The organism is Flavobacterium sp. RHBU_24 (genome assembly GCF_046613695.1).
Classification (GTDB): domain Bacteria; phylum Bacteroidota; class Bacteroidia; order Flavobacteriales; family Flavobacteriaceae; genus Flavobacterium.
In genome coordinates this window covers 349,776-364,022 of record NZ_JBKJHD010000001.1, presented here as the reverse complement: position 1 = coordinate 364,022, position 14,247 = coordinate 349,776, and the positions used below count along the sequence as shown (strand labels likewise).

The window sequence follows — 14,247 nt, the reverse complement described above, 5'->3', positions numbered from 1 at the left end:
CATAAATTTTTGCAGCATACATGCTTATTTGCTTATAAATTCAATTGCCTGGATACTATTGGCGGCAATGAAATCTGTAATAAAAAGGATGGCAGCTTCTTTCTTCGCATTTTCAACGCTGAAATGATTGATATAATACTCCTCGCCATCATCATCAAAATGGACAAGGTCCGTGAAGGACTGCGAAATCAGGCCGCCTTTCATCTTTAGTATTTTCTTTTCAGTTGCAGTGTCGATATCTTTTTTGATCCTCAGGCGTATAGTGGCTGTCATAGAGTACTCAGGGTTGTAATTGTTTTAAAGCTTTGATTTCATTGGTTATGGTATGTAACATATCGCGTATGTTCTGCGGCTCGAGACTGTCGGGTTCGAATTCTTCGGTTTCGATGCTGCCTGCATATTTCCATATTTCCAGAACTTCTGAAAAATGGATGGTATATGGCTGGTAAAACGCATTGTCCGATTGCAGGGTGAGATATTCCTTGTCCTTTTTCTGTATCCTTTTATAGACGATGCCTTCATCTTTTGTAAGGAAGACGTAAGTTTTGCCTTCCCTGATATCATTCCTGTCTTCCTGATATTTTCCTATGATATAGGAACTATTTCTGTGCGGGGGCATGGAATCGCCATCAATGGGCATTGCCCTGAATTTGCCGTTGCCCAGAAAGGGCAGTGAGATTTGGGGCAGCTGCCCGATGAATTCCGGGTCGCTGTAACCGGCTAGATACCCTGCTTTTGCTTTATGGGGCACTATTTCAATGATATTGTCGCCGTGGCTATCTACCATTATTGGAAGCAGGATACGATTATCGTCGAGCTTCAGCAGGCTTTCGATATTTATTTTTCGAATATCTGCTGTCAACAGCAGGTCAATGCTCACATGGTAATACCTGGAAATCCGGATCAGGATTTCATGGGGTGGCTGCGATTTTCCCTGCTCATATTTAGCAAGGCTGTCACGGCTTATAGAAAGGTTTTCAGCAACGATTTCTTGGGAAACATCTTTTTTTACCCTGAGGTGCCTGATATTGTCGGAAAATAAAGACATACGCTTTTTGGGATTATTTATCCCGACAAATATAAATAATTTGGGAATATCTGTCCTAATTTTGTTCGGTACAAATAGGAAAGATTTATGGAACGCTCGATTGTACATATGGACCTTGACACTTTTTTTGTGTCTTGCGTAAGGCTGCAAAATTCTGGTTTAGAAAGGATTCCACTGATTGTGGGCGGTGGCGACCGTGGCGTGGTAGCTTCCTGTTCCTATGAGGCAAGAAAATTTGGCGTGCATGCGGCAATGCCTATAAAGATGGCATTACGCCTGTGCCCCGAGGCACGGGTTGTGAAGGGGGACATGGAATTATTTTCGCGTTATTCCAACACCGTCTCGCAAATTATAGAAGAACGGGCACCTGTTATGGAAAAAGCATCCATTGATGAATTCTATCTCGACATCACCGGTATGGACAGGTTCCACGGTTCGTACAGGTGGACTAATGAATTGTCTGCCTTAATTACTAGTGAGACCGGCCTTCCAATTAGCTTTGCGTTATCGGTCAACAAGACCGTTTCCAAAATTGCCACCGGTGAAGGAAAACCCAAAGGCAACCTGGAGATTCCACAATCCCTGGTGCAACAGTTTTTAAATCCATTATCCATAAGAAAAATACCGATGGTCGGCGATGCTACATTTAAGCTATTGTCCCGAATCGCCATACGAAACATTCAGACCTTGGCCGAAATGCCTGTCAATGTATTGCAGGAGATGATAGGCAGGAATGGCATCGAGTTATGGAAAAAAGCCAATGGTATAGATAACAATCCGGTGGAGCCATATAGGGAACGTAAGTCACTATCTACAGAAGATACGTTCCATCAGGACACTACCGATTTGGTATTCCTGCGCTCGGTACTCTGTACAATGGTTGAAAAGCTGGCTTACCAATTGCGCAGCGAACAGTGGCTGACCTCTAATGTGACTGTCAAGATCCGTTACTCCAACTTTGATACGGAAACCAGGCAGGTTACTTTAGCCTATACCTCATCAGACCATACGCTTACTAAAGCCGTAGTGGAAACGTTCGATAAGCTTTATCAACGCCGTATGAGCCTGCGCCTTGTCGGGATCCGCTTTAGTAAGCTGGTACGGGGTTCCTACCAGATCAACCTTTTTGAGGACACACAGGAAATGATGTCTCTATATCAGGCCATGGATAAAATTAAGAACCGTTTTGGCGCGGGTGCCGTGATGCGGGGCAGCGGGATATACCAGACTAAAGTGATGTGACTATGTACCTGAATTGCCACTCCTTCCACAGCCTGCGCTACGGCACTATATCCGTTAGCGAATTGGTAGCCCAGGGTAAAAACCTTGGTGTTACCGCTATGGCGCTGACCGATATCAACACCGTTACCGGTATTTACGAGTTTTATAAGGCATGTAATGCGGCAGGCATAAAGCCTGTTGTCGGTATGGAGTTTCGGGAGGGTAACAAATTGCTGTACATTGCCCTGGCCAAGGACCGTGCAGGCATTGGCGAGATCAACCGCCACCGCACCTTTTACAATCTTGAAGGCATGGAAGTCCCTACCAATGCTTCTGATTTTAAGGAGGTGTTTGTAATCTATCCTGTTGACAATGTGCCCGAGATTTTAAAAGATTTCGAGTACATCGGGATACGGCCTGAAAACCTCTCCCTACTGATACGACCGGAATGGCAAAACAGGCTGGATAAAATGGTGGTATTGCAACCGGTCACCTTCGCTACCAAAGCGCAGTACAACCTGCACCGCATCCTTCGCGCCATTGACCTTAATACCCTGGGAAGTAAATTAACGCCCGAAGATTACTGCGGTGCGCAAGAGATGATGCAGTCCCCGGAAGACATAATGGTGCGCTACAGCCAATATCCACGGATACTGGAGAATACCTTCGCACTGGTCAATCAGTGCCAATTTGAATATACCTTTGGTGTACCGCGTAATAAAAAGCATTACACAGCTAACCGGGACACAGATTTACAATTGCTGACAAGTCTGGCGCATCAGGGTCTCATAAAAAAATACGGCGCTGATAACACCACAGCCCGGGAACGTGTAGAAAAGGAACTGGGGATAATCCACCAATTGGAGTTCAGCGGCTATTTCTTAATTACATGGGACATTATCCGCTACAGCAATTCTATGGGTTTCCTGCATATCGGGCGCGGCAGTGGTGCTAACAGCATCATTGCCTATTGCCTTGGCATTACCGATATCTGCCCTTTGGAACTTGACCTGTATTTTGAACGCTTCCTGAACCTCAACCGTAAAAGCCCCCCGGACTTTGACATTGACTGGTCCTGGAAAGAGCGCGATACCATCTTAGAGTATATCTTCACCCGCTATGGGCGGGACCATGTGGCTTTTTGCGGGACTAATGTGGAATTTAAATACAAATCCATATTCCGGGAACTGGGTAAAGTCTTCGGCAGGCCAAAGGAAGAGCTGGATGCGTTATCGGGTACGCCGATGGACCAGCACGACAAAAATGAGGTCATTCGGCAGATACATCGTTACGGCATGATGTTGGAAAAATACCCCAACCAGCGTTCAATGCATTCCTGTGGTGTTATTATTTCTGAAGACCCTATCACTGATTTTACTGCATTGGAGTTGCCACCTAAAGGGTTTCCAATCGTACAGTTTGATATGCACGTTGCCGAAGATATAGGTTTTGAGAAGTTCGATATCCTTTCCCAGCGTGGCATTGGGCATATAGATGAATCGGTACGCCTGATCAAAAAGAACCGGGGCATTGATGTCAACATCCGCGATACATCCTTATCCAAAGATGAGGCCTCCTGCAATACATACCTGGAGCAAGGCAAGACCATCGGCTGCTTCTATATCGAAAGCCCCGCTATGCGCGGGCTCTTACGCAGGCTCAAATGCAATAATTACAAAGTGCTTGTTGCCGCTTCATCCATTATACGCCCCGGTGTAGCCCAAAGCGGGATGATGAAGGAATATATTTTCCGTCATAACTACCCCGATAAGTTCGAGTATTTCCACCCGGTATTCGAGGAGCAGCTCGGCGAAACCTATGGCATTATGGTCTACCAGGAAGATGTGATCAAGATTGCCCTGCATTACGGAGGGGTTGCAGCGGCTGATGGGGATATCTTGCGCCGGGCCATGAGTGGCAAGGGACGCTCGAAAGCCGCATTGCAACGGGTTAAGGATAATTTCTTTGCTTCCTGTGCTGCCAAAGGGCATCCCGAGCAGTTAAGTGCCGAGATTTACAGGCAGATTGAATCCTTTGCAGGGTATTCGTTCTGTAAGGCGCATTCCGCATCCTATGCGGTGGAAAGTTACCAAAGCCTCTACCTGAAGGTACATTACCCGATTGAATTCATGGTAGCGGTCATCAACAACCAGGGCGGCTTCTACCGTACGGAAGTATATGTACACGAGGCAAGGATGTCCGGCGCCGCTATCCATAACCCTTGCGTTAACAAAAGCGAAGTCGAAACCACCTTATACGGCAAGGATATCTTTTTAGGGTTTATGCACCTGCAGGGCTTACAGGGTGAAATTGCACGTACCATCGTAGAGGAACGTTTGGCTAACGGGAAATATATTTCTCTGGAGGATTTTATCAACCGTATCCCCATTGGTATTGAAGGCCTGCAGCTGCTTATCTATATCGGCGCATTCCGAAGCACAGGTAAAAATAAGAACGAACTGTTGATTACCGCAAGGCGTATCATGATGAACTTTAAACCCGAACACCGCCAGCCCCAACTGTTGCCGGAGCCGGTACGGGAATACAAGCTGCCGGAACTGAAGCGCTCTCCCTTTGAGGATGCCTTCGATGAGATTGAACTGTTGGGCTTCCCGGTTTCCGTTACACCCTTTAACCTTTTAAAGACAAGGTACCGTGGTACTGTAATGGCATGTGATTTAGTACAGTACCACAAAAAACAGGTTAAGATGCTGGCCTACCTGGTTTCACGCAAGCATGTGCCTACCAAGATGGGTGCTATGTACTTCGGCACCTGGATTGATGCCAATGGGGAATTTTTCGATACCGCGCATTTTACAGGGAGTTTAAAGGAATATCCCTTCAAGGGTGGCGGGTGCTATCTGCTGCTGGGTACCGTTGAGGTCGATTACCATTTCCCGACCATTACAATATCTAAGATGGAAAAGATGCCATTTATAGCGGATCCCCGCTACAGGGAAAGTGATGCGGAAAGTACACGCACGCAGGAAAAGTTGCGGGAAGATGTTTCTATGACCCACCGCGCACCGTACCCACAGGAACAGGAAATCAACCTGCCAAGGCATAAAATGAATACAACACAACAAACGAAAGCAGGATGAAAAAAACAGAATATGCCATAGTAGATATAGAAACCACAGGTGGGAACGCCAGCGGGAGCCGCATTACGGAAATTGCCATCATTATCCATGATGGTACAGATGTGCTGGAACGTTTTGAAACGCTGGTTAACCCACAAAAGGAAATACCACTGCCCATCTTCGCCCTTACCGGAATCAATGATGAAATGGTACGGGATGCACCTGTTTTTGATGACATTGCCCAACAGGTCTTTGAACTGTTGAAAGGGCGGATTTTCGTAGCCCACAATGTGAACTTTGACCACTCTTTCGTACGCCATGAATTGGGAAGGGCGGGTTTGAAATGGTCGGCCAAAAACAAACTGTGTACGGTACGTGCAGCACGTAAAATTAAGCCGGGCCTTCCATCTTACAGCCTGGGCAACCTCTGTAAGGCATTAGATATTCCTTTGCTGGCTGCTCACCGCGCCGGTGGCGACGCCGATGCAACAGCTATATTACTGTGCGAGTTGCTGGAATGTGATACTGAAGGCACTATTGCAAAAATGATCAAAAACAATGCGCAGGACCAGCGCCTGCCGCCAAACCTGCCACCGGAAGATTTTGACCAACTGCCGGAAAAGCCGGGGGTGTATTATTTTTATAACCAGTTCCGTACTGTTGTCTATGTGGGCAAAGCAAAGAACCTGAAGAAACGGGTAGCCCAGCATTTCAGCGGGCACAAAATCACGCCCCAGCGGCAAAACTTCCTCCGGGACATTTATGCCATTTCTTTCGAGGTCTGCGCCTCGGAATTTATGGCTTTACTATTGGAATGCTGTGAAATCAAAAAACTATGGCCCATCCACAACAGGGCACTCAAGAAATTTGACCCTAAGATTGGCCTGTATGAATACGAGGCACGCAACGGATATAAATACCTGGCTGTGGGAAAGCTTGCCAAACACCAACGCTATGTTGAAATGTTTCATTCTCTCCATGATGGGGTTAACCTGCTTCTAAAACTGGCGGGGCAGTTTACCATTGATTACCGGTTTATCCACTATGGGACTTCTAAAGATGAAACGATTGCTGCACGTGACCATACAACGTTACCGGATATGGAAAGGCATAATAATGCAGTGAACAATGCCCTTGAATTTGTGGAGGCCTCGCGGCCGAGTTACGCCATTGTAGACAAAGGGCGGAACCATGATGAACGCAGCTGCATCTGGGTGGAGAAAGGGCATTTTTATGGAATGGGCTACATCACTTCTGATATAGCAATTGCGGAAGTTAGCGAGATTAAAGACCATGTGACCCCATACCAAACCAACGGCTATATAATGCAGCTAATTTCAACCTATGCCAGTAAGTATCCCGGTAAGGTGCTGAAACCGGGGCTCCGGTCAACAATCGAAAATTACAGCTATGACACTATTTAATGATACTGATCTTTTTACGGTGGGCAACAGCCCTAAAAGATATTTCGACCTGCCGGACCTACACTTGATGCAGTTTGATGGATTTATCCCTAAAGAAGATGCCGACCATTATTATACAATGCTATTACAAGATACCCCCTGGAAGCACTACCAGATGCCCATGTATGATAAGATGGTCACGGCACCACGGATGATTGCCTGGTATGGCGAACAGGAGGAATCAGGTGAGAGTGCACAGCCCTGGACACCGGCACTCCTGCAACTCCGACAAAAGGTGGAACAGGAAACAGGGCTGAAATTTAATGCGGTACTCTTAAACCTATACCGTGATGGCAATGACAGTGTAGCCTGGCATTCGGATAAAGAACACCGGATCCGCCGCAATCCGAATATTGCCTCACTGACTTTTGGGCAAACCCGGCCATTCCGTTTTCGCCATAAGACCGATAAGGAGGTTGAGCAATTGGAGATACCCTTGCATCATGGAACGTTGCTTTTAATGTCAGGAACTACGAATACATTTTGGGAACATCACATTCCTAAGTCTTCTAAGTTGATGCTGCCAAGGATTAATCTTACTTTTAGAAGAGTTTACCACTTAGCTACGTTGTAAGATTTGGTTAATAAATACTGTCATTCTTTTTTATTACATAATGCGGCAATTTATCTACATTGAATCAAGTGCAAACCGCTACTGTTTTAAGAACTTACTATTATTATGTCAATATTCTTATTAAATTAGCTAATAACTGATGGCGAGATGCAAAATCCTCTAAGTTCGTTATAAATTAATAAAGTCTCCTTACTGATGATTAAATTTCTACGCTATTGCCTTGCTTATTTCGAAAAAGAAGCCGTTGTGCTTGCCCCTACAGCTATCACTTCCCTGGCCCCTAAAATCCTAACCGATACGAAAGAACTTGAAAGAATTAAGCCTTACCTTGACGCTCTTAAAAAAACTATAGATGATAATGGTATTAGCAATATAGCACTAACTGGAGGCTATGGCTCAGGAAAAAGCACCATCTTAAAAACTTTCCAACACACCTATAAAACATATAGATACCTCAATATTTCTCTTGCCTCTTTCAAAGATGTGAAGGAAGATAATCCGATCCCAAATAAGCAAGGTACAGCAGAAAAAGGTGCCGTTCTAGAGCGGCAACTTGAGGTAAGTATCCTCCAACAGATTTTTTACCATGTAAAGCCTTCGGACATACCGGACTCACGCTTTAAGAGGATTATTAATGTAACCGATAGAAAAATATGGACATTTGCAATCGGACTGATTTTCTGGGTGGCCAGTGCACTAATTCTCTTCAAATTCAGCCATATTAATCAGTTGGATCCTTTCAAATGGAATCTAGCCAAAAAGCTTGATGTTTTTGCACTGTTCTTTATCCTCATATTCTTTGCTGGCATAGGTATGTTCGCCAAGACCGTTGTCAGGCTTTTCAGCAATTCAAAAATTAATAAATTCACAATTAAAGGCGAATTGGAACTCGGTGATAACCTTGACAAATCAGTATTCAATGAGCACCTTGAGGAAATACTTTACTTCTTCGAACGAACCGATTACAATGTCGTGGTTATAGAAGATCTGGATCGTTTTGAAAGCACGGACATATTTACTAAACTCAGAGAAATAAATATCCTGCTCAATAACTCAAAACTTATCGGAAGGGAAATCAACTTTATATATGCTATAAGGGACGAGATGTTCAAGGATAAAAGCGAACGTGTGAAATTCTTTGAGTATATCATCCCAGTCATTCCCTTCATCAACCCGACTAATGCAGGTGACCAGCTGGCAAAGCTAGTTGCAGAAGCTAGCCTCCAGGGAATTCTCTCCAAAGACTTTACTGAGGACGTGGTCACCTTCATTGATGACATTGACATGAGACTACTCACTAACATCTTCCATGAATATCAGATCTACAGGCTAAACCTCAGCAGCGACTTGAACCAAGACCATCTTTTCGCTATAATAATCTACAAAAACCTGTTCCCTGAAGATTTCGGGCAATTGCATAAAAGGGGTGGTAATCTCTATACATTTATCAATAGCAAGGCTTCCTATGTCACTTCCATGATCCAGGAAACAGCCAGAAAAATAAAAGCGCTGGAACAAGAGATCCAACGCATAGAACAGGAAAGTATTGAAGATATCGAAGACCTTAGGCGTATATATGTCAGTGGAATATTCTCCCAATTTACTGAGGCAACCGGTGTTTACATTGATGACCAGCTGAAAAGTTTCGAGCAGCTTTTGGATCAGGACATTTTCGATAACCTCAGGGAATTGACCAAAATCAAATATGCATTTTTCACCCCTCTTTATCATTATGATAACGGCCAATATCAAATTTCAACGAAAAAATCGGATTTGAGTTTTTCAGATATTGAAGATCTAATCAACAGTGACTTTAGATACGATGAGCGGGCTCAATTCATACTTGACAAACAGAATGATAAGGAAAGCCAGCTAAGGATCGAAATACAGAAACTTAGGGATAAACGGTCACAAATTGATTCCTGGAGCCTGGTGAATATATTCCGCGAAATAGACATCGAGGAGCACCTTGGAAAATTTTCAGATAATCAGTTGATGCGCAACCTCCTACTCAACGGATATATAAATGAAAATTACAATGATTACATATCACTCTTCCATGAAGTCAATATCACTAAGGAAGACTTTGCATTCGAGCGCAGGGTCAAGAGCGGTGAATATTCACCGTATAATTACAAGCTTACAGCACTTCAAAACTTAATTCGTAAGATGCCACCAAAGTATTTTGCGATGGAGGCTATCCTCAACTACGACCTGTTTGATTACCTTGCTGAGCATTATGAAGGCTATGAAGATGAATATAGTGCTATAATTAACACCCTTGCCAATGGAAAGCAGAGGTCTGTGGAATTTATTGACGGCTATATTTCGCAACGCGAGAGTTACAGGCCATTGTTTATACAATCCATTTCTAAAAAATGGAAAGGGTTTTGGGAGGATGTACTGAAGAGAAACTACACTGAAGAGAAGGTGCAGGAATATCTTAAGTTCATTTCGTATCATGCCGATATAGATGATATTGTAAATTTCAAGAGCGTCGGAAATATTGCTTCTTATATTGAGAGGCTACCTGGGTATCTTTCGCTCGTTAACGATGCTCGAGAGACCGGTAAGATTAAGGATATCATTACCAAACTCGGAATCAAATTTGATGCGCTGGATATTCCATCTGAAGCTGAACAGGCTTTATTTGACCACGTATATAATAAAAACTATTATAAGATCAATCCCACTAATGTTGCCTTATTTTTAAAACAGAAAAACGACAGCATCACTGACGGGCAACTCAACACGGCAAATTATACAACTCTAAGCAGGTCCGGATGCGCACCTTTAAAAGAGTATATTGAAGCAAACATTAATGAGTATACCAAAAACATCCTGCTCAAGCTTACCGGTAATACATTAGAGGAAGAGGAAAGTCTAACAGTGTTGCTCAATAATGAGAACCTTCTTGCTGCCCACAAAAACGATCTAATCTCTAAAAAGGAAACCTTGATATCTGATCTTACTCAAATTCAGGATGATGAGGTAAAAAAATTGCTGATTGAGAAAACTAAGATTGTAATATCCTGGTCCAACCTGCTTTCCTATTACGATGGGTTAGAACATAAGTCGCTAGACGATACAATCATTGACTACCTGAATAATGAAGGAATTTATCAGGCTTTATCAGCGACGATGATAAAGGATGCTCCGGGCAGGAGTGTAGAAGAGCTAAAAGAATTCATCATAGAATTGATGAAAACAAATGAATTACAGTACAATACTTATATTACTTTACTAAAAAGCGTCCATTACACTTGGAATAGCCTGCACTTTGAAAATTTGAGCACTGACAAAGTACATTATTTGACAGAAAACCGCAAGCTGAACCTTACGAAAGACAATTATGATAGGCTTAAGGATAATTTTGATTCCGTACATCTTCATATTACTCTTATCGAAAATAATCAGGAAATATTCGCAAAGGATGTTACTAGCTATGAATTAAATGACAATGATATAATAAGGCTATTGGAGTCATCAAATATGTCTGAAGCTAATAAGGTATTAATTATTCAAAACACAGATGATGAAACTATAATTAACAATGCCAAGATTAGCAAACTGGTATGTAAAACGCTTGCTTTCACAGGCCATATCCAACTATCATACGAGGTCCTACAGAGCCTTTTCAAAAACGCAACATCAATTGAAAACAAGATACGGGTATTCAATAAGCAAGTAAATAAGCTTGAAAATGCGCAGATAAAAGAGTTGATTTCCGACCTGAATTTAGAATACAGCAAGCTATTCAAACGCCAGTGCAAACCTAAATTTATCGTTACCGACTATCATCAGAAATTATTTGAAATGCTCGACAATAAAAGCTTAATAAGTAGTTTCGGTATTGATCCAAAGAACTCAGATAAGTTTAGGGTTCTAGCTAATTACTAGATACGCTCTATATGATACTAAAAGTGCTGTATATGTAGCGAATTTAAACACATCTAATGGTAATGCTAATCCTGTCTCGTTACATAGCATTTTTGCTAGCAGTATTGAATACAGGCAAGATTAAAGTAGTTCTAGTACGGAAATAATTTTTTATTACCTAATACAGAGTAATTCTAATTTCAATGTCGACATCAGGACAGTTGACGGCTATTAGGTACTAAAGTTATGATAAAGCAGTTTACCATCTGCTATTATTAAGCTAACTTTAAGTAAGTTAAAGGACTTATCATGGCTTTAGAAAAATACATACAGAAACGTGATGCCTCAAAAACGCCTGAGCCTTTTGGAGGGAAAAGCAATGAGGATAAACTACGGTTCGTGGTGCAGAAGCATGCCGCATCACACCTTCATTATGATTTCCGGCTGGAAATGGAAGGCGTGCTAAAAAGCTGGGCTGTGCCCAAAGGGCCTTCAACAGACCCTGAAGTAAAGCGCCTGGCCATGATGGTAGAGGACCATCCCTACGATTATCGGAATTTTGAAGGTATAATACCCCAGGGAGAATATGGCGGGGGCACCGTTATTGTATGGGATGAAGGTTTTTATGAACCTTATGTATCCGAAGCTAAAACGAAAAAGGTGCAGGATAAGGAATTGCGTGCAGGGCTACACAGCGGCAAAATCAAGTTTGTCCTAAAAGGCAAAAAGCTTAAAGGAGCCTTTGCCCTGGTCAAAGCGCACGGACGCGGTGAGAATGGCTGGCTACTAATGAAGCTGGAAGATAAATATGCCTCTGAAGCAGATATTACCAAAAAAACTAAATCCGTTATATCGGGTAAAACATTGGAGCAGGTTGCTAAGACCAGTAAAAATATTTATGGGCAGAAGCCACCGGAATCCGAGCAGGAAACTCTTGATAAAAAAGTTGATGCCAAAGCGAGAAACCCTAAGCATTTACAGCCCGATGCATTATTAAAAAAAGGCAGGAGAAGCAAGATCCTGACCGAGGTAAAGCCTATGCTGGCTACACTGGTCAACGAGCCGTTCGATACCCCCGGCTGGACCTATGAGGTCAAATGGGATGGCTACCGCGCCCTTGCCTATATCAATAAAGGCAAGTCAGAGCTGTTATCGCGCAACCTAAAATCCTTTACCGAAAAGTATTATCCTATCGCCAATGTAATGGATTCCTGGACCATCAATGCGGTACTGGATGGTGAGATACTGGTGATCGGCAAAGATGGCAAAGCAAACTTCAGTGCCCTGCAGAACTGGCGTAGCGAAGCCGATGGCGACCTGGCCTTTTATGCTTTCGACCTTTTATGGTATGAAGGAAAAGACATCACCGGGTTGCCGCTATCGGAGCGGCAGGAAATTCTAAAAGAAATATTACCTGCCAATGATGACCATGTACGCCTGAGCCAGGTATTTGATACCAACGGGGTGGATTTCTTTGAGGCTGCACAAAAGATGGGGCTGGAAGGTATTATGGCAAAAAAAACCGATAGTACCTACGCAATTGATTCCCGGTCCAAAGAATGGCTTAAGATCAAGGTCAACCAGCGCCAGGAGGTGGTTATTGGCGGTTTTACCCGAAATGAAGGCACGGCCAAGCAGTTCAGTTCCCTATTGCTGGGCGTGTATGCGAACGGGAAGTTTGAATATGTAGGCAAAGTGGGGACAGGTTTCTCGGATAAGAAACAAAGGGAGATGATGGAACTTTTCAAGCCGCTTATTACCGATACGATTCCGTTTGATACCAAACCAGATGTCAACAAGCCCTCGAGGTTCCGCCCCAATCCGCCAAAAGCGACCGCCATCTGGCTGAAGCCTGAATTGGTCTGCGAGGTAAGCTTTATTGAGGTGACCAGCGACGGAGTGTTCCGCCATCCATCCTTTCAAGGTATGCGTACTGATAAGAAAGCTCGTGAGGTGATCCGGGAAAAAGCCACCGACACCAAAGCGATTACAACCCCAGCCAAAGAAGAAAAACTGGTGGCGGCACCCAAACGTGATGCGGCTAAAACCCTGCTCAACCCCAAAGAAGAGACACAGGTGAAAAAAGTAAGCGGGCATAACCTGAAGTTTAACAACCTGAGCAAGGTATACTGGCCTGAAGAAGGCTATACCAAACGCGATATGTTCAACTACTATTATCAGGTGGCCGAATATATACTGCCGCACCTTAAAGACCGGCCCCTTTCATTGAACAGGTTTCCCAGCGGTATTCACGGAAAAAGTTTCTACCAGAAAGATGTAAAAGGTAAAGCGCCCGATTGGGCAAAGACATTCCCGTACACCACAAGCGACGGGGAGGACAAGGAGTTTTTGGTAGGCGATGACGAGGCAACATTGTTATGGATGGCTTCCCTGGGATGCATCGAAATGAACCCGTGGTTCAGCCGTACTGCGCATCCCGACAACCCTGATTACTGTGTTATTGACCTTGACCCGGCTGAAGGTACCACGTTTGAGCAGGTCATACAGGCCGCCCGTGAGGTTAAGGACGTACTCGATGCCATAGATGTGCCGGGCTATGTCAAAACCTCTGGTTCTACAGGAATACACATCTATATCCCTCTCGGGGCGAAATATACCTACGACCAGTCACAGATGTTTGCCCGCTTACTGGTATCCATTGTGCATGACAGGCTTCCTGACTTTACATCCCTTGAACGAAAAATAAAAGACAGGGGAGGGAAAATGTATCTGGACTTTCTCCAGAACCGCCCGGGCGCCACGATCGCCTGCGCTTATTCTCTTCGCCCTAAACCCGGGGCGACGGTATCGATGCCATTGCATTGGGATGAAGTGAAAAAGGGGCTTAAGATGAAGGATTTTACCATAGAGAATGCTTTGGCGCGTATTAAAAGTGAAGGCGACCTTTTTAGGCCTACGTTGGAAAAAGGGATTGATATGGAAAAGGCGTTGAAAAAAGCACACGATGCCCTCTATAAATAG

The 14,247-nt window shown here is 43.9% G+C and carries 8 protein-coding genes; 6 read left to right on the top strand and 2 right to left on the bottom strand.

What is annotated here, in order from left to right:
- Nucleotides 1-24: 24 nt before the first annotated feature.
- Together ACLI09_RS01700 and ACLI09_RS01695 are read right to left on the bottom strand one after the other, a co-directional pair.
- Complete coding sequence (locus tag ACLI09_RS01700; RefSeq protein ID WP_411417847.1) at nucleotides 25-273, bottom strand: hypothetical protein; 249 nt, start codon at nucleotides 271-273, stop codon at nucleotides 25-27.
- A gap of 7 nt (nucleotides 274-280) precedes the next feature.
- Nucleotides 281-1,048, bottom strand: coding sequence for an XRE family transcriptional regulator (locus ACLI09_RS01695; protein ID WP_411417846.1), 768 nt, complete (start codon nucleotides 1,046-1,048; stop codon nucleotides 281-283).
- A gap of 87 nt (nucleotides 1,049-1,135) precedes the next feature.
- Here ACLI09_RS01695 and dinB point away from each other — a divergent pair, with 87 nt between their 5' ends.
- From dinB to ligD, 6 genes are all read left to right on the top strand, one after another.
- The gene (gene dinB, locus ACLI09_RS01690) at nucleotides 1,136-2,290 is read left to right on the top strand and encodes a DNA polymerase IV (RefSeq protein ID WP_411417845.1); all 1,155 of its coding nucleotides are present in this window, start codon (nucleotides 1,136-1,138) and stop codon (nucleotides 2,288-2,290) included.
- A gap of 2 nt (nucleotides 2,291-2,292) precedes the next feature.
- Nucleotides 2,293-5,370 (top strand): DNA polymerase III subunit alpha, encoded by a 3,078-nt coding sequence (locus tag ACLI09_RS01685; RefSeq protein WP_411417844.1) that lies wholly within the window; start codon nucleotides 2,293-2,295, stop codon nucleotides 5,368-5,370.
- Nucleotides 5,367-6,773 (top strand): exonuclease domain-containing protein, encoded by a 1,407-nt coding sequence (locus ACLI09_RS01680; RefSeq protein ID WP_411417843.1) that lies wholly within the window; start codon nucleotides 5,367-5,369, stop codon nucleotides 6,771-6,773. The genes ACLI09_RS01685 and ACLI09_RS01680 overlap by 4 nt, the downstream gene beginning before the upstream one ends.
- Nucleotides 6,760-7,386 carry an alpha-ketoglutarate-dependent dioxygenase AlkB family protein gene (locus tag ACLI09_RS01675; RefSeq protein WP_411417842.1) on the top strand — a complete coding sequence of 209 codons (627 nt, stop codon included), beginning with the start codon at nucleotides 6,760-6,762 and terminating at the stop codon, nucleotides 7,384-7,386. Before ACLI09_RS01680 ends, ACLI09_RS01675 begins: the two co-directional genes overlap by 14 nt.
- A 246-nt stretch (nucleotides 7,387-7,632) precedes the next feature.
- Nucleotides 7,633-11,286 (top strand): hypothetical protein, encoded by a 3,654-nt coding sequence (locus ACLI09_RS01670; protein WP_411417841.1) that lies wholly within the window; start codon nucleotides 7,633-7,635, stop codon nucleotides 11,284-11,286.
- A gap of 288 nt (nucleotides 11,287-11,574) precedes the next feature.
- A complete protein-coding gene (gene ligD / locus ACLI09_RS01665; RefSeq protein ID WP_411417840.1) occupies nucleotides 11,575-14,247 on the top strand; it encodes a DNA ligase D in 2,673 nt (890 codons plus the stop codon).

Excerpts from the sequence above, each read along its gene's own strand:
- ACLI09_RS01685 (WP_411417844.1), top strand. The coding sequence starts at position 2,293 with ATGTACCTGAATTGCCACTCCTTCCACAGCCTGCGCTACGGCACTATA.
- ACLI09_RS01675 (WP_411417842.1), top strand. The coding sequence starts at position 6,760 with ATGACACTATTTAATGATACTGATCTTTTTACGGTGGGCAACAGCCCT.
- ligD (WP_411417840.1), top strand. The coding sequence starts at position 11,575 with ATGGCTTTAGAAAAATACATACAGAAACGTGATGCCTCAAAAACGCCT.
- ACLI09_RS01680 (WP_411417843.1), top strand. The coding sequence starts at position 5,367 with ATGAAAAAAACAGAATATGCCATAGTAGATATAGAAACCACAGGTGGG.
- dinB (WP_411417845.1), top strand. The coding sequence starts at position 1,136 with ATGGAACGCTCGATTGTACATATGGACCTTGACACTTTTTTTGTGTCT.
- ACLI09_RS01700 (WP_411417847.1), bottom strand. The coding sequence starts at position 273 with ATGACAGCCACTATACGCCTGAGGATCAAAAAAGATATCGACACTGCA.
- ACLI09_RS01695 (WP_411417846.1), bottom strand. The coding sequence starts at position 1,048 with ATGTCTTTATTTTCCGACAATATCAGGCACCTCAGGGTAAAAAAAGAT.